The organism is Marinoscillum sp. 108, assembly GCF_902506655.1.
Lineage (GTDB): Bacteria > Bacteroidota > Bacteroidia > Cytophagales > Cyclobacteriaceae > Marinoscillum > Marinoscillum luteum.
In genome coordinates, this window is sequence record NZ_LR734808.1 from 1,227,142 (window position 1) to 1,243,201 (window position 16,060).

A 16,060-nucleotide genomic window follows, 5' to 3' on the forward strand; every position below is an offset into this window, starting at 1 on the left:
AATCCTGCGGTGAGTTAGTTTCGTTTATTGATTTCATCCCGAATCTTGGCTGCACGCTCATAGTCTTCCTGAGCCAATGCCTCATCCAGCATACTGTTGAGTTGATCCGATGGTAAGTCCTCCAATTTTTTGGAAACAGGCTCCGGCTTGCCTGAGCCGGTAGACTTACGTTTCACCTCAGTGATTTCTTCCTCTTCGTCTGTAAGTACAATACCAGCTTCAGTCAGGATGGACTCATGGGTGTATATATCTACTTTAAATCTCAGACCAATCGCGATAGCATCAGATGGTCGGGCGTCTATTTCAAATTGATTTCCCCCTGACTCACAAATGATTTTGGCGAAAAAGACCCCCTCTTTCAGATCGGAAATATAAATCTCCTTGATATCATACCCCAGATTAAATGCGAACGACTTAAATAAGTCATGCGTCATGGGCCTGTTGGGAGTGATCTCCTCTATCTCGATGGCAATCGCTTGGGCTTCAAACATCCCTATGATAATGGGGAGGCGACGGTTTCCGCCTACCTCACCCAGTACCAATGCAAATGATCCAGATTGTGATTGACTCGATGAGAGTCCTAGTATTTCTAATTTGATTTTATCTGCCATTAACCTTGCTGTGCCTTGATCGCTTCTGTTAGTTTTGGTATTACCTCGAATGCATCTCCCACCACACCGTAATCAGCGGCTTTGAAGAAAGGTGCCTCTGCATCTTTATTGATGACCAATATGTACTTGGAGGAATTGACACCTGCCAAATGCTGAATGGCTCCGGAAATTCCTACAGCAATATAAAGAGATGGACTCACCTTTACACCTGTCTGGCCCACATGTTCGTGGTGTGGTCGCCAATCCATGTCTGAAACAGGTTTACTACAGCCAGTAGCCGCTCCTATCGTTTTGGCCAACTCCTCTATCATTCCCCAATTCTCGGGGCCTTTCAATCCACGGCCACCAGACACCACCAGATCTGCTTCTGGTAGCAATATCTCACCCGTCGCCTTTTCCCTGCTGGTCACCTTCACCTTGAAGTCCGCATCGTTCAAAGTAGGTGAAAAGGTTTCTACACTAGCAGATCCTCCATCCTCTTTGATAGCAATAGCGTTCTTTTTAAGACCGAGTATTTTCTTATCACCACTTAGTGTGGTCATTGCAAAAGCTTTTCCTGTGTATATACTACACTTCACCTTGAACCCGCCAGATGTATCCGGAAGATCCACCACATTGGTGGCCAATGATGCTCCGGTTTTGATGGCCACTCGGGCCGACACAGGGTCACCAAGAGATGACTTAGCCAATACCAACAGGGAACTACTTTCCTTTTCCATTGCCTCTGCTATGGCCGAAGCATATGCCATGATATTGGGTGTGGCCAACTTCTCATCGCTGGCATGCAATATTTTCGAAGCACCGGCCGCTCCTATTTTTGAGGCTTCATCATCACTTAACGCGCCAAATACGATAGCCACGGCAGATCCATCTACCTGCGCAGCATAACTCACCGCCTCCAGGGAGGATTTCTTTACTGCTCCTTCTTCTATTTCTACAAATACTAATGCTGACATCTTACAATACTTTTGCTTCGTTCTTCAATAGATTAACCAGTTCGTCCAGATGATCCGGATCAATGAGTTTTACCCCGCTTTTCGCTGGTGGTAGCTCAAACACCTCTACTTCTGTGGCTTTATCATCGGTAGATGGCTCCACCACATTCAAAGGCTTGGAACGAGCCGACATAATGCCTCGCATGTTGGGGATTTTCCATTCGGCTATTGGCTCCTGACAACCTGCCACGAAAGGCAGATCCAGCTCCATAAATTCTTTACCTCCTTCTATTTCCCGCTGAATTTTTGCTGTATTACCTTCTATGTCCAGTACCATCACGGGAGATACTGAGGGTAACCCCATCAGTTCACCTACCATACTATGTACCTGACCTCCGTTGAAATCGATCGACTCACGTCCCATCAATATCAGATCATATTCACCTTGCTGAGCAGCCTTGGCAATCTCTTTTGCTACGAAAAAAGCATCTCTTGGGAAAGCATTGATCCTGATGGCATCATCCGCACCAATGGCCAAAGCCTTGCGTAAGGTAGGCTCGGTTTCGGCTTCTCCTACATTTAACACAGTGATGGATCCACCCGAGGACTCCTTCAGCTCCACAGCTCTTGCCAGGGCATAATCATCATAGGGGCCGATGATGTACTGCACACCGGTCTTGTCGAACTTTGTGTTATTGTCTGTGAAAGAAATCTTAGACGTTGTATCGGGTACGTGTGTAATACAAACGAGTATTTTCATTCTCTTTTTCTTAAAAATTTAGGGTTAATATTAAGGCTTCGAAGTTAGTAAATAATATCTACATAGGATGAACACAGATCGAATCAGGCAGCTTGAGAAATTCATAGAGGATGATCCAAATGACCCTTTTCCAAAATACGCGCTCGCTCTGGAACACCTTCAAGAAAATAAGGAAAAAAGTGCGCAATTGTTTGAAGAATTACTAAAAAATCATTCGAAATATATAGGCACCTATTATCATGCCGCGGCACTCTACTCTGAACTAGGCGATCGAAAAAGAGCTGAGCAAATTTACCTGGCGGGTATAGAGATAGCCACTGAGCTCAATGAAGCGCATGCCCTCAAAGAGTTACGATCCGCTTATATGAATTTCCAATTTGAGGAATGAATTATTAGAACTATAAGTCTGAAAAAAAGAATAGTTTAAAATTTTATTCGGTCTTTTATTGAATCTAAAATTGATTATTTCATTATTTATAAAAAACTGATTCTTTGCCCACCTTCAATTATTAAATAATCAACAATTATTCCATTTAGCAATATAAAATGTAAATAAATTAACATTTAATTGCGTAATTCTTAATAAAAGAAAGTATTATCTAAATTTCCGTAGTTTTCAACCAACCAACCAACCAACTTCTATGGATCTATTAGAACTCTCTCAGACAGATAGTTTCAACACCACTGACACGCTCTGGATTCTCATCTCAGCAGCACTCGTTTTTTTCATGCAGGCCGGCTTCAAGGTATTGGAGACAGGCCTGGTCAAATCTGAACACCGCTCCGGAATCGGCATTAAGAACCTGATGGACTGGGTAGCGGGAAGTCTTGCATTCTTCATCATCGGTTTTGGGTTAATGTTTGGCACCTCCGCCGGAGGGTTCATTGGTACAAGTTTCTTCTTTGGCAATGATCTGGAACCCGGCTATCCGTTGGTGTTCTTCATCTTCCAGCTTGCTTTTGCAGGCACAGCCCTTACGATCGTCTCCGGTGCTATGTCTGGAAGGACCGCCCTGGCGCCGTACTTCATTGCATCGTTATTTACCGCGGTTCTGATATACCCTATTTTTGGCCACTGGGCCTGGGGAAACCTACTGAATGAAGACAATCAACCATGGCTTGCTGGTCTTGGGTTTATGGACTTTGCCGGCTCCACTGTAGTACACTCTGTAGGCGCTTGGGTAGGTCTGGTCGGCATTTGGATGGTAGGGCCCCGCCTGGGACGATTCACCTCCAAGGGCACACTCATCCCGGTGAAAGCTTCTGATTACGCATACAGTGTTTTGGGCGTGATGATCCTTTGGCTGGGCTGGTGGGGATTCAATGGCGGCAGTGCTCTGGCCTTTGATACCTCCGTGCCCCTCATCATTCTCAACACCAACCTGGCAGCGGCTGGCGCTTGTTTCAGCGCTTATCTACACGCCAAAATATTTCAAAAAAATCAGGACCTGATAGAAAAGATCATTGGCGGATCTCTCACAGGGTTGGTAGCCATCACGGCTTGCTGCAACGTGGTCTCCCCTATCAGTAGTTTGATTATTGGGCTACTCGCCGGTGTTATTCATAATATTTCCTATATCATTATTTCAGAAAAATGGAAGTTGGATGATCCCGTTGGTGCCATTCCAGTACATGGATTTGGTGGCGTATTCGGTACACTTTGCGTAGCGCTTTTCGGAAAAGAAGAGTTCCTCATGCACGGCAGAGGCACTCAACTCGTCGTGCAAATTTTTGGGATCATCGTGTGCTTCGTATTCACTGTAGGGGTCTCCTACCTCATTTTCCTGTTGATTAAATCCACAATCGGACTTAGACTCTCCCCTAATGAAGAGGTAGATGGCGCCATATTTGGTGCGCAGGTTCAGTCCATGGAGCTGGATGAACTACCTGAGCAAACGGTGAGTCAAGTATCAGTAAGAGTGGGCGAGCGGGCATACAACCTCTTCAAAGTGGATGAATATCTCAACCTGCCTCGAGAAACCCGCATCAATCTGATCAAAAACGAAGGTGTACAATACCTCGACGACTCTGGCAATGTGGTACCCACTTTAAAGGCTGTAAGGTACCTCTCCGGTATCATCGAGGAGCAAAGAGACAAGAGCACCACGTCGATTGATCTGGTGGAGCTTTCTTTTTACAAGGATAAAATGGATGTCATCGGCAACATGCAGGATGTGCTACTCGGAGAAGAACACTCCATCACCAGCGTATTTGAAGATTCTTTCCTTTTACTGAAACCGAAAGGAAAGGTATCGTCGGGATTTTACTGGCATGGCAAGGAAAAAGGATACAACATCGCCATAGCCGCCACCTCCCAGGATCCCGACATTTCGAGTGCATTTATTACGGCACTTACCATCTCTCAGCTCAATGAGATAGTGGGAATCAAAAAAATATTAGCCCCAGAGAAAGTGCTCGAAATTCTGGATCAAAAGCTCACTATGGCACTTGGCCAATCCAAAGCCGACGAGGAAGTGAGAAAAGGTGTAGAAATCGGGATGCTATTGGTAGATACGGTCAGAAGGAGGGTTTATTATTCAGGATCGGGATCAGGTGTAAAGCTATACGCCAAAAAGCTAGATAGTATCCTTACAGAATTTAAAGGACTGGATGTTCCGCTCGGTATGTCCGGAAAAGCTCAAAAGAAATTTGAACGAGTCAAAATAGATTACTCAAAAGGTGACGCTTTCTTCCTTTGTACAGAAGGATTTCCGAACCAACTGAATGAAAGCGGCAAGCGATATTCCACCACCAAATTCAGGGTACTCCTGGAGAAGGGTGCCGGAAAATCCATGGCTGATCAGAAAATAAATATTACCACCGAACTGGAAAACTGGAAAGGTAAAGAAGACCAAACCGAGGACATTTTGGTCATGGGCATCAAACCCTGAGCATCCTGGCAATCATTATTCTGAAAAAACGTCTGGCTCAGGTCAGACGTTTTTTTATATCATCTCCAGCACCACCTTACCAAATTGACTGGAGCTTCCCGTTTGGCGTATAGCCTCAACACCCTCTGCAAATGGATGTACGGAATCAACGATTGGTTTGATCTGATGGCTGGTAATGAAATCAACCATAGACGCAAATTCCTCATCGTTGCCCATGGTAGACCCCACGATGGATGCTTGCGACCAAAATAATCTAAATAAATCAAGTCCTTCTGTTTTCCCCGTAGTGCTGCCATACACCACAATACGGCCTCCCGGCTGAATAAGTCTCAGGTAATCATTAATGGCATTTCCCCCTGCACTGTCAATGATGGCGTCAAACTTATTCACTTTTCCGCCTGCCTCTTTCACCCAGCCCGCGTCAGTATAGTTGAACCCGCCGGAGGCACCCATTCTCATCATTCTTGTCAGCTTATCGTCACTGCTGCTGGTCACATACACTTCAGCACCAACAGCCAGAGCAAAAGCACAAGCGAACTGAGACACCCCGCCTCCTACACCCGTGACCAGGACTTTTTGATTTCTCTGAACGTTGGCCTTTCTGAATACCGCCCTGTATGCGGTGAGGGCAGCCAGTGGGAATGCTGCAGCCTCTGTATCACTCAAATAGTAGGGTTTTTCGATCAACCGATCTGTTGGTACCATTAGATACTCTGCGAAAGTTCCATTTTCAGGGGTACCCAGAATAGAGTATTGAGAAGATTGATGCTCGGGGTTATCCCCCCAGTTGATGTTTGGATTGATCAGCACAGTCTTGCCCATCCAGGCCGGTTCACCAGCTATTACCTCTCCGCATCCGTCCGAGCCCAAAACCACACCATCTTTGATGCCTGGATATTTCCCTACGGAAATCCAGTAGTCACGCCTGTTAAGAGCGGCAGCTTTTATTCTCACCAGACAGTGGCCCGGCTTCAAAACCGGATCAGAAACTTCTGAAAACTCCAGTTGATACTTTTGACCATTCGCTCTGACTACAATCGCTTTCATCTAGAAAGGCATTTCATCATCGCCACCATCCTTCTTGTTAGCCTTACTTGGTATGGTAATGGTGAAATCCGAATTAGAAGGACCGGTAGTTGGGAAGGAACTCCCATAAGTGTCATTGGTAGCACTGATGGATGCATCCAGGTCTTCAAATTTGGTGAATTTACCGATGAATTTCAGTTGAACATTTTCCAACTTACCATGTCTGTTCTTAGCAATGATCACTTCCCCAATCCCTTGCAATGGCATACCGTTTTCATCCTGAGTCATGCCGTAGTATTCAGGTCGGTAAAGGAACATTACCATATCGGCATCCTGCTCGATAGATCCAGATTCCCTAAGGTCGGAAAGCTGTGGACGTTTGTCACCACCTCGTGTTTCCACTGCCCTACTCAACTGTGACAGAGCAATCACTGGCACATTCAATTCCTTGGCTATTCCTTTCAATGCCCTTGATATCGAAGCAATTTCCTGTTCACGATTGCCACCACTACTCTTGGAGGTATCACCGGTCATCAGCTGCAAGTAGTCAATCACTATGAGGGACACTCCATGCTGCGCTACGAGTCTTCGGCTTTTGGCACGAAGCTCCAGAATGCTCAATGCGGGTGTATCATCAATGAAAATGGGGGCTTCTGAAAGCTTCCCTGTCTTGCTGATCAGCTGCTGCCACTCATAAGCCTGAAGGTTTCCTCGTCTCAGTTTATCACTCTCCAGCTCGGCTTCTGCTGAAACCATCCTGTGTACCAGCTGTACGGATGACATCTCCAGTGAGAAGATGGCCACAGGTGTTTTGAAGTCAATGGCGGCATTCCTCAAAGCAGATACGACAAAAGCGGTCTTACCCATACCCGGCCTGGCCGCAATAATGACCAAATCTGACCGCTGCCAACCTGAGGTAATCCGATCCAGAGAGGTGAATCCACTGGCAATACCTGTGAGGCCGTCTTTTTGGTTTTTTCGGTCTTCGATCTCCTGAATGGCCTGATGCATCAGGGCATTCATTTTATCATAGTTTTTCCTGATATGGGACTCAGACACATCAAAAAGAGCCTGCTGCGCTTTATCTAAAAGATCAAAAACGTCGGTGGTATCCTCATATGAATCCTGCTGGATCTCAGAGGAAATCTGAATAAGCTCTCTTTTGATGGATTGCTCAGCGATGATCCGTGCGTGATACTCAATATTGGCTGCCGAGTTCACTTTGGTCGTGAGGTCCGACACGTAATAAGCTCCCCCTACTATATCCAGATGCCCGTTCTTCCTTAGGCGGTGAACAACCGTCTTGATGTCCACAGGCTCACTGTTATTGAACAGCTGAACAATCGCTTCGAAGATCATCCTGTGAGCGTCCTTGTAAAAACTCTCAGGTTTTAATATTTCTATTACATTGGTGAGGGCATCTCTTTCTAGCATCAGGGCACCCAGCACAGCTTCCTCAATTTCCACCGCCTGTGGTGGCACTTTTCCCAGTTGCCTGGAAAGATCCCCTACAGTGAGTCTCCTGTTTTTAGCTGTGGTCTTTAGTGCAGATGATTTCCCTCCCTCCATTTTTTACGTTTTAAATTCCTTAAGCAAACTTAGACACTAGGCTGCGATTTGACACCTTTCCAACTCGGGTGATTTTGCACCACTTACCAACAAACCACCCTGTGGATAAATCTAGTTCCTGTGTAATGTGTCTAAAAGTTTGCCTCCGATCCTTTTTGGTTTATTTTTGAAATTCAGAGATGACAAACCCATGCAGATAAACACAGACCTATTAAAAAATAAACAGCGCATATACATTGGAGGCAACCATGGTGTAGATGAAATTTTCGAAATAGTAGAGATCGTACTAAAGCACATTAAGAAACCTGCCGATTTCTACACCATAGGCACCGAATTCACCAGCACAGACGCTCCCATTGTGATCATGAAGGGTGGTGATGCTTTGCATAACGGAAAAGCCATCTTTCATCAATTAGGCATTCATATTCTTTTGATTCACAAAATAGAAGAAGACATCCCTTCTTCTTACAACTCCTTCGATAGTTACCTGGCAGAGTTTGAGACCTTGGCTGACAATCTACCCAAAGCAGGTTGTTTCCTCTATTTTGAGGATGACGATGTGGCTTTACTCATGGGGAAAAAGGAGCGTGAGGATGTAAAAGAGATAGAGTATACTTCTCTTGATGCAGAGCCGGTTCCAGGTGGTTTTTCTTTGAAAACAAATGGAGGGGCTGTGATCTATAAGACAGACAACGACCGGTTCCCTCATCATGCAGCCGGAGCCAAGGCATTGCTCAACCGCATTGGCGTCTCTGATGATCAGTTTTACTCAGCTCTAAAATCAAAGGCATAATGCTCAAATTAAAAAACCCATTGGTCGTATTTGACCTGGAGACCACAGGCACCAATATTGCCAATGACAGAATAGTGGAGATGGCGCTACTCAAAGTAATGCCAGATGGCACGGTAGAAGAAAAAAGCCGCCGCATCAACCCCACCATCCCTATTCCCCTGGAAACCAGTTTGATTCATGGCATTTATGACGAAGATGTCAAGGACGAACCCAACTTTAAGCAGGTAGCTAAATCACTGGCTACATGGCTGGAAGGTTGTGATCTTGCCGGGTTCAACATCCTGAAATTTGATGTACCCATGTTGGTAGAAGAGTTCTTAAGAGCGAATGTAGATTTTGAGGTGGATAACCGAAAACTAGTGGATGCTCAGAAAATTTTCCATCTGATGGAAAAGCGAAATCTCTCAGCAGCGTATCAGTTCTACTGTGGCAAACCCCTGGAAAATGCCCACAGTGCCCTGGCTGATACTCAGGCAACCTACGAGGTACTTATGGCTCAGATAGACAAGTACGAAGGTGAGCCTGTTAAGGATCTTCTGGGAAAAGAATTGGGCACTATCAAAAATGACATGAACATCCTTCATGAACTCACCAATCAGAAAATGGTGGATTTAGCTGGCAGGATGGTCTACAACGATAAAGGAGAGGAAACCTTCAATTTTGGAAAGCATCGTGGCAAGCTCGTGTCAGAAGTTTTACAAAAAGAGCCCAGCTTTTATGACTGGATGATGAAAGGTGATTTTCCCCTTGACACCAAACGAAGACTAACCAAGATAAGATTAAGAAATAACTTTGGGTAAAGCCCCGGCCCATTCTTTGCATTGACCCATCACTCTTTTCTAACAAAAGAGGACTAAGGATTGTATCTTTAAAAGAGAAAGTAAAGTATTATGGCCAAAACGATCATCGTATCAAATAGATTACCTGTAAAGATCTCTCAGGAGAACGGTAAATATAACTACATGCCCAGTGAAGGTGGACTTGCCACCGGACTAGGGTCTATCTACAAAGATGGCGACAACATCTGGATCGGTTGGCCTGGCCTGGCAGTCTCTAAAGCAGATCATCAGAAAGAGATCACCAAAAAGCTGAAAACAGAGAGTATGAAGCCGGTATTTCTCACCAATACCGAAATCGAAGAGTTCTACGAAGGCTTCAGCAACGAAACCCTCTGGCCCAATTTTCACTACTTCAATCAATACATCGTATTTGATGATGACATGTGGCGTGCCTATCAGAAGGTAAATCGCAAATTTGCCCGTGCCATCGCTGAGGTACTGGAGCCAGAAGACACCATTTGGGTACACGATTATCAGCTGCTGCTTTTACCCGAGATGTTGAGGGAATCTGCCCCAAAGGCAAGCATTGGCTTCTTCCTGCACATCCCCTTCCCCTCCTACGAATCCTTCAGACTACTACCTTGGAGAAGAGAACTGCTGGAGGGCATGCTGGGAGCTGACTTCCTCGGGTTCCACACCTATGATGACATGAGGCACTTCCTTTCGTCAGTCAACAGACTGGCGGGACTGGGCAATAGCAATGGCATGATCAATGTGGACAACAGAAAAGTGATGGTGGATGCCCTACCTATGGGTATTGACTATGACAAATATGCCGAATCTGCTGCCGCAAAAGAGACCCTGGAAAGAGAGGCCCGATATCGAGAATCCATCGGTGCTCAGAAGCTCATACTCTCCATCGACAGGCTCGACTACTCCAAGGGTATTCCACAAAGGCTCAAAGCCTTCGAATTGTTTCTGGAACAAAACCCGGACTACAGAGAAAAGGTATCTCTGCTCATGGTCGTGGTGCCCTCAAGAGATCAGGTGGGTAAATACAAGGAACTCAAAGAGGAAATAGACCTCCTGGTAGGGCGGATCAACGGAAATTATTCCCGGTTGAACTGGACACCCATTCACTATTTTTATCGATCCTTCCCGCTCAACGCGCTTTCTGCATTTTACCGAATGGCGGAAGTGGCCATGGTCACTCCTATGAGAGACGGGATGAACCTGGTATGTAAGGAATTCATCGCGAGTAAGCTGGACAAGAAGGGCGTCCTGATCCTCAGCGAAATGGCGGGAGCTTCCAAAGAACTCTCAGACGCCATCCTTATCAATCCCAACGACATGGGAGAGTTGGTCAATGCCATCAAAACAGCTCTGACAATGCCCGTCAAAAAGCAGATGGCCAATATGATCAGCATGCAGCGATCGCTGCAGAGGTACAACATTCACCATTGGGTCAACCTTTTCATGGAACGTCTCCACCACATCAAACATGAGCAGAAGGCACTGGAGACCCAACTACTGGATAAAACCATTACTTCCAGACTCACCAAGAGTTATCAGGCCGCCAAGAAGCGCATGATCTTCCTGGACTATGATGGCACCCTTGTAGGGTTTGACAGTGATCCATTGAAAACCAAACCTGATAAAGGACTGAAGACGATCCTTGCCAAACTAACCGCGGACAAGAAAAACCGTGTGGTGGTAATCAGTGGCAGAGGCAGAGACACCCTTGAGGAGTGGCTGTCAGACTTTGACCTGGAAATCATAGCCGAGCACGGAGTTTGGATCAAAGAGAGAGGGAAGAAATTCAGGACACTTACCAGCCTAAATGATAATTGGAAAGGCCCAATCATGAAGGTATTGGATGGTTATGTAGATCGTACACCCGGAAGTTTTGTAGAGAAAAAGGACTACTCGCTGGTCTGGCACTACAGAAAGGTAGAAACCGGACTTGGAGAGGCCCGAACAAGAGAACTCACCAGCCACCTGAAATACATTACAGTAGACAGAAACCTGAAAGTGCTGGAAGGCAATAAGGTAGTGGAAATCAAAAACTCTGAAATAGATAAAGGGCGTGCCGCCACTGTATGGCTCAATAAGCACCCCTCAGATTTTGTGATGGCCTGCGGTGACGATTGGACAGATGAGGACACTTTCAAGGTCATGCCAGATAGTGCCTACACCATCAAGGTAGGCACCACCTCATCAGCAGCCAAATACCGGGTCACTGACTTCCATGACATTAGAAAACTCCTGAAAAGCCTGCTATAAGAAGTCAGGCTTATCAAGTTTTCTGGCAATTCTGGAGGCTGCATTGAGCAGACCCACATGGCTATACGCCTGGGGGAAGTTACCCCACATACCACCATCTTTTTCGTTGACATCTTCGCTGAGTAGCCCCACGTGGTTAGAGTAAGAGAGGATGTTCTCGAAATACTTGATAGATTCATCCAGTCTGCCCACACAGGCAAGAGCCTCTACGTACCAGAACGCACAAATAAGAAAAGTAGTCTCCGGAGCGCCGAAATCATCCTGATGCTTATAGCGGTAGAAGAGTCCATCCTTCGCATGTAGCTCCTTCTCCAGTGCCTTCAGGTGGTCTTTAGCTTCCTGTGTATTACCATCCAGATAGTTCATCATAATGAGCTGTAAGGTGCTGGCATCCATGCGCTCCACCCCTACAGCCTGAGCATAGCCCTTCTTGGAAGGCACATAGCATTTCTGAATCATCTCCTGAGAACGCTTTTGCAAACGGGCAGCCTTTTCCCCCATGGCCTTATCCCCTATCACTTCGGCAATCTTCAGCGCGGCACTACTGCCTGTCCAATGGAAAAGATAAGTATAGCAATGATGCTGACGTAAATTTCTGAATTCCCACAAACCAGCATCCGTTTCGTCAAACGTCTTCTCAATCATATCCAGAGTTTTGCTCACCAACTCAGATGAGTCAAATCGCTCGGTGAATATAATTCGCTTATCCGCATAAAGAGGTAACAATGAGATCAATACCTGCCCATAAACATCATTCTGAATGTGTGTGTATGCGTCGTTTCCAATACGCACGGGCTGATTCCCCATGTAGCCAGCCAGATCAAGTTCCTTCTCTATGAGGGCTTTCTGTCCACTAATGCCGTAGAGTGGCTGATAGCGATTGGTCTCCTCTATCGTGGTATTGAGGATGTAGTGAAAATACTTTTCGGACTCCTCAAAGTGGCCAATGTTATTGAAGGCATTGAGGGTATAGTAGGTATCCCGCATCCAGCAATAGCGATAATCCCAATTTCGCGTACTCCCGGGCGACTCAGGCAAACTGGTAGTAGCTGCTGCTATTATCGCTCCGGTATCCTCATACTGGTGAATTTTAAGGATAAGAGCTGACCGGATGGCTGCACGCTGATAAAAGTTGACAATATTGGCTGTCTTCACCCAATCACGCCAATAATTTTTTGTTTTATACAGGAAGTTTTCAATGGTTTCGAGCAGTGGCCCCTCAAGCGGCGCCCCGTAGGTAAAGACCAGGTACTTATTCTCGTTCAACACAAAACTCTCTTCGCTCATCACATAGTTGAGGGAGATGTTGGTGGTCAAACGCACGTGGGCATCCAGTCCCAAAAACTGGATATGATTACTCCCCATCGTAGCTTGTGGGGTGATTTCACCATAATTCCCTTTAGGTGCACACTTCACTACCAACCTAGGGTTACCTTCCAGGCGCTCTATCTTTCTCACCAGCATGAGTGGTCTATAGTAACGGTCATTCTGATAAAATCGAGGGGCAAAATCAGTCACCCGGTACTTTCCGGTTTCCGAAACCACTTCTGTGCAAAGAATATTAGTGTTCTCTACATAATATTGTTTAGTCTTAAAATCAGGCTCAAGGGGCTTCACAGAAAACTCACCACCCTTTTCCTTATCCAGCAGGCTACCAAAAATAAAACTGCTATCAAATCTCGGCCAGCACATCCAGGCTATGCTGGTGTCTGTGTGAATGTGAGCGGTATATGCACAATTGCCAATTACACCATAATCATAAGTGTGTCTTTGCATAGGATAATTTTTTTATTGAGAGTACGTGAGATTCAAAGAATAATAGTAATTTTTATCAATTCATAAAATAAAAGGATAATACATTATAATAAAAATAATTTTCAATTAGTTTTCTTGAAATACCAATAATTTGACCTCCCATAGAACATCCCCTCATTCATGCTTTTCTCCCCTTTGGCATCTACCTCCCCAAAACTGATAACATCGGGTGGTCATCTACCCCATACCAAGAAAAGTGAAACATTTCCTCAGAAATATAACATTTCGTGGATTACTTAATAACCAAAATCCAAAAAGTTCGCAAGATTTACTCTGCTGAATCTTAATATTTCAGCAAATTGGCCCGAATATCCAAACTATCTCTTCAAAGCTATCAATCGGCAAAGAATTGAACTATAAGAGAAACCTTTTATATATATTTGGTTCGTTTGTAACATCATCACATGCTCAAAGACCTCATAAATAATAAGACGTTTAGCATAGCCATTAAAATTGTTGCCGGCTTTATTGTATATTTTCTACTATTGGCCGCTCTGGTATATGTGGAAAAAGACAGCAACCAGTCAGCAATAAGAGACATGCAGAATGCCGTTTGGTATTCCATCGTCACGCTTACTACTGTGGGCTACGGAGACCTGTTCCCCGCCACGGTATATGGGCGAGCTATCGGCTACATTTTCATCTTTTTGAGTTTGGGTATTTACGGATTATTAATTGGTCAATTCACTAACCTTATGGCTACTATTCAGGAAAATAAAAAACTAGGCTACAATGGCACTACATTCGAGGGCCACGCGGTGATCATCGGATGGAATGAGTTCGGAAAAATGGTCCTCGAACAATTGATAGGGGTAGGCAAACAGGTAGCCATATTCACCAACAATCGGGAGGACATCGATCACATCAAAGATCTGTATGGAACCAAAAACATTTTTACACTGTACGGTGATTTTGGCAGCCAGGAACTCCTCAAGAAAACCAACATTGAACAATCTTCTATTGTCTTTGTAAACCTGGACAATGACACAGAAAAGCTGGTATATATCCTGAACCTTAAGAAGATATTCCCAAACCTCGATTATGTAGTCACTCTCGATAACGGTGATCTCAAAAACACCTTTGTGAGTGCCGGAGTTACCAACACCATCTCCAAACACGAAATCTCCTCTAAACTACTAGCCTCCTACATGTTCGAGCCGGACGTAGCCAGCTATAGTGAATCCATTATGTCATTTGCCAGAGGTGACGGTGATTATGATATCAAGCAGCTTCTTGTCATTCCTACCAACCCCTACGTAGGCAAAGCCTATCAGGAAGTGTTTTTCGACCTCAAAAAGCGCTTCAATGCTGTATTGATAGGCATTACCAAAAGGGATAAGTACGGCAACAAAAGACTGATCAAAAACCCGCTGGGTGAGCTTAAAATAGCTCCGGGTGACTATCTCATCATTATCATGAATGGCAAAGCCTTTAAGCTTTTGAGAAAAGTATTCGGAGTGGACGAAGGATATATCAGAGAGACATCTAAGAACAAGAAATGAAAACCTACAGACGTTTAGCAATTACCATAGTCACAGTGCTTACGATTTATGGCTGTGAAAATCGTGACATCAACGAGGGTGAGGCATTCAGGCCCAGAGAAATTCACGAGGATATCGTCTTTAACTTTGATAAAATCACTGTGGATGGCATAGAATACCTCATCCTGGAGAAAGACAACAACAATCCGCACGAGGGTTTTGGTTTTATGGCTTTCAGAGCCAATAAGCTGATGGAAAAGCAAGACACCGTGATGGCCTATTTACGGACGATGAGAGATTTTCAGGTGCTTACCTATGCTGCTATCAGCAAAAGACCAGTTGAGCAAGTGAACGAGGATTTCAACCGGTTATTTAACTACTACTTAAATGAGGAGGAAACAGAGTTATTACAATTAGAAGAAAGCAATCTTAGAAGTAGCAGAGCGACTACTCCGGGTAAGGAGTAGTCTTCTCATAACTCTTCATTTAGTTTCCAAAATACTTCTTCAGTTCTTTTAGCGCCGTAGAAACTTCCGGGGTAAGTACTGGTGAGTCCACCATATCCTTGGCCACTTTCACAGCATCGATCAGTTCATCCTTATCTCTAAAAACCTCGCTCAGAATTTGGCAGTCGTAGATCAGGGACATTAAAATCACAAAAGATATGGTCGGTTTGGCGCTCTTGAATACAATGGTCTTCAGGCTGTTTCTGATATCCTGTTCAAAGGAATAATTAGCATTATCCATTCTCTCTGAAAGTGGTATCCACATGAGTTTTGTAGCCTCTTTCTTTAGAATTCCTCTCTGCACCAATAGCTGATTAAGGTCTTCCTGTATATCTTTAAAATGATGCGATAGATCTTCCACAGCATCCAGAAAGTTCAAGCCGGTCTTGAGTTTTCTCAAAATACCGTCCAGAATACCGTTGCCGGTACCAGACTGCTCCACAGACGAAATCTTATTGTCTTTCAGTCCTACCTTCTTCAGAAGGTGAAGCTCAAGAATAGCAGCACTAATCAGTCCTGGCACAATCGTCTTTTCAGCCGCAGCTAAAAGGCGTCCTTCTTCATCGTCAAGGGCAATCAAATACAAACCCTCAGCTATGCTAATCTTCATA

Annotated in this window: 14 protein-coding genes; 7 read left to right on the forward strand and 7 right to left on the reverse strand. The window is 44.9% G+C overall.

Annotated elements, in window-relative coordinates:
* Positions 1 to 14 precede the first annotated feature (14 nt).
* From GV030_RS05035 to GV030_RS05045, 3 genes are read right to left on the reverse strand one after another with little or no spacing between them, the layout of a single operon-like run.
* Positions 15 to 611 (reverse strand): bifunctional nuclease family protein, encoded by a 597-nt coding sequence (locus tag GV030_RS05035; RefSeq protein WP_159580403.1) that lies wholly within the window; start codon positions 609 to 611, stop codon positions 15 to 17.
* Positions 611 to 1,567: an electron transfer flavoprotein subunit alpha/FixB family protein gene (locus GV030_RS05040; RefSeq protein ID WP_159580405.1), complete on the reverse strand. Its 957-nt coding sequence runs from the start codon at positions 1,565 to 1,567 to the stop codon at positions 611 to 613. The genes GV030_RS05035 and GV030_RS05040 overlap by 1 nt, the downstream gene beginning before the upstream one ends.
* 1 nt (position 1,568) lies before the next feature.
* Entirely contained in the window at positions 1,569 to 2,306 is a 738-nt protein-coding gene (locus GV030_RS05045) for an electron transfer flavoprotein subunit beta/FixA family protein (RefSeq protein ID WP_159580407.1), read from the reverse strand.
* Between the two features lie 67 nt (positions 2,307 to 2,373).
* On the opposite strand from GV030_RS05045, the gene GV030_RS05050 reads away from it, so the two are divergent.
* Together GV030_RS05050 and amt are read left to right on the forward strand one after the other, a co-directional pair.
* Positions 2,374 to 2,694: a tetratricopeptide repeat protein gene (locus tag GV030_RS05050; RefSeq protein ID WP_159580409.1), complete on the forward strand. Its 321-nt coding sequence runs from the start codon at positions 2,374 to 2,376 to the stop codon at positions 2,692 to 2,694.
* 253 nt (positions 2,695 to 2,947) lie between these two features.
* Positions 2,948 to 5,197 (forward strand): ammonium transporter, encoded by a 2,250-nt coding sequence (gene amt, locus GV030_RS05055; RefSeq protein WP_159580411.1) that lies wholly within the window; start codon positions 2,948 to 2,950, stop codon positions 5,195 to 5,197.
* A gap of 54 nt (positions 5,198 to 5,251) precedes the next feature.
* On the opposite strand, the gene GV030_RS05060 is transcribed toward amt, so the two are convergent.
* Both GV030_RS05060 and dnaB read right to left on the reverse strand, forming a co-directional pair.
* Positions 5,252 to 6,244 (reverse strand): zinc-binding dehydrogenase, encoded by a 993-nt coding sequence (locus GV030_RS05060; protein ID WP_159580413.1) that lies wholly within the window; start codon positions 6,242 to 6,244, stop codon positions 5,252 to 5,254.
* Positions 6,245 to 7,792 (reverse strand): replicative DNA helicase, encoded by a 1,548-nt coding sequence (dnaB, locus tag GV030_RS05065; RefSeq protein WP_159580415.1) that lies wholly within the window; start codon positions 7,790 to 7,792, stop codon positions 6,245 to 6,247. It lies immediately after the preceding gene.
* A 190-nt stretch (positions 7,793 to 7,982) separates the two neighbouring features.
* On the opposite strand from dnaB, the gene GV030_RS05070 reads away from it, so the two are divergent.
* The 3 genes from GV030_RS05070 (at position 7,983) to GV030_RS05080 (ending at position 11,647) form a co-directional block, all read left to right on the forward strand.
* A complete protein-coding gene (locus tag GV030_RS05070; RefSeq protein WP_159580417.1) occupies positions 7,983 to 8,585 on the forward strand; it encodes a hypothetical protein in 603 nt (200 codons plus the stop codon).
* Positions 8,582 to 9,385: an exonuclease domain-containing protein gene (locus GV030_RS05075; protein WP_159583629.1), complete on the forward strand. Its 804-nt coding sequence runs from the start codon at positions 8,582 to 8,584 to the stop codon at positions 9,383 to 9,385. Before GV030_RS05070 ends, GV030_RS05075 begins: the two co-directional genes overlap by 4 nt.
* A gap of 90 nt (positions 9,386 to 9,475) precedes the next feature.
* Positions 9,476 to 11,647, forward strand: coding sequence for a bifunctional alpha,alpha-trehalose-phosphate synthase (UDP-forming)/trehalose-phosphatase (locus tag GV030_RS05080; RefSeq protein ID WP_159580419.1), 2,172 nt, complete (start codon positions 9,476 to 9,478; stop codon positions 11,645 to 11,647).
* Here the strand turns inward: GV030_RS05080 and GV030_RS05085 are convergent.
* The gene (locus GV030_RS05085) at positions 11,642 to 13,423 is read right to left on the reverse strand and encodes a glycoside hydrolase family 15 protein (RefSeq protein WP_159580421.1); all 1,782 of its coding nucleotides are present in this window, start codon (positions 13,421 to 13,423) and stop codon (positions 11,642 to 11,644) included. The two genes, GV030_RS05080 and GV030_RS05085, sit on opposite strands and share 6 nt — an antisense overlap.
* Positions 13,424 to 13,866: 443 nt before the next feature.
* Here GV030_RS05085 and GV030_RS05090 point away from each other — a divergent pair, with 443 nt between their 5' ends.
* Both GV030_RS05090 and GV030_RS05095 read left to right on the forward strand, forming a co-directional pair.
* A complete protein-coding gene (locus GV030_RS05090; protein ID WP_159580423.1) occupies positions 13,867 to 14,964 on the forward strand; it encodes a TrkA family potassium uptake protein in 1,098 nt (365 codons plus the stop codon).
* The gene (locus GV030_RS05095) at positions 14,961 to 15,410 is read left to right on the forward strand and encodes a hypothetical protein (protein WP_159580425.1); all 450 of its coding nucleotides are present in this window, start codon (positions 14,961 to 14,963) and stop codon (positions 15,408 to 15,410) included. Before GV030_RS05090 ends, GV030_RS05095 begins: the two co-directional genes overlap by 4 nt.
* A gap of 19 nt (positions 15,411 to 15,429) precedes the next feature.
* On the opposite strand, the gene GV030_RS05100 is transcribed toward GV030_RS05095, so the two are convergent.
* The gene (locus GV030_RS05100) at positions 15,430 to 16,059 is read right to left on the reverse strand and encodes a GPP34 family phosphoprotein (protein WP_159580427.1); all 630 of its coding nucleotides are present in this window, start codon (positions 16,057 to 16,059) and stop codon (positions 15,430 to 15,432) included.
* Between the last annotated feature and the right edge of the window lies 1 nt (position 16,060).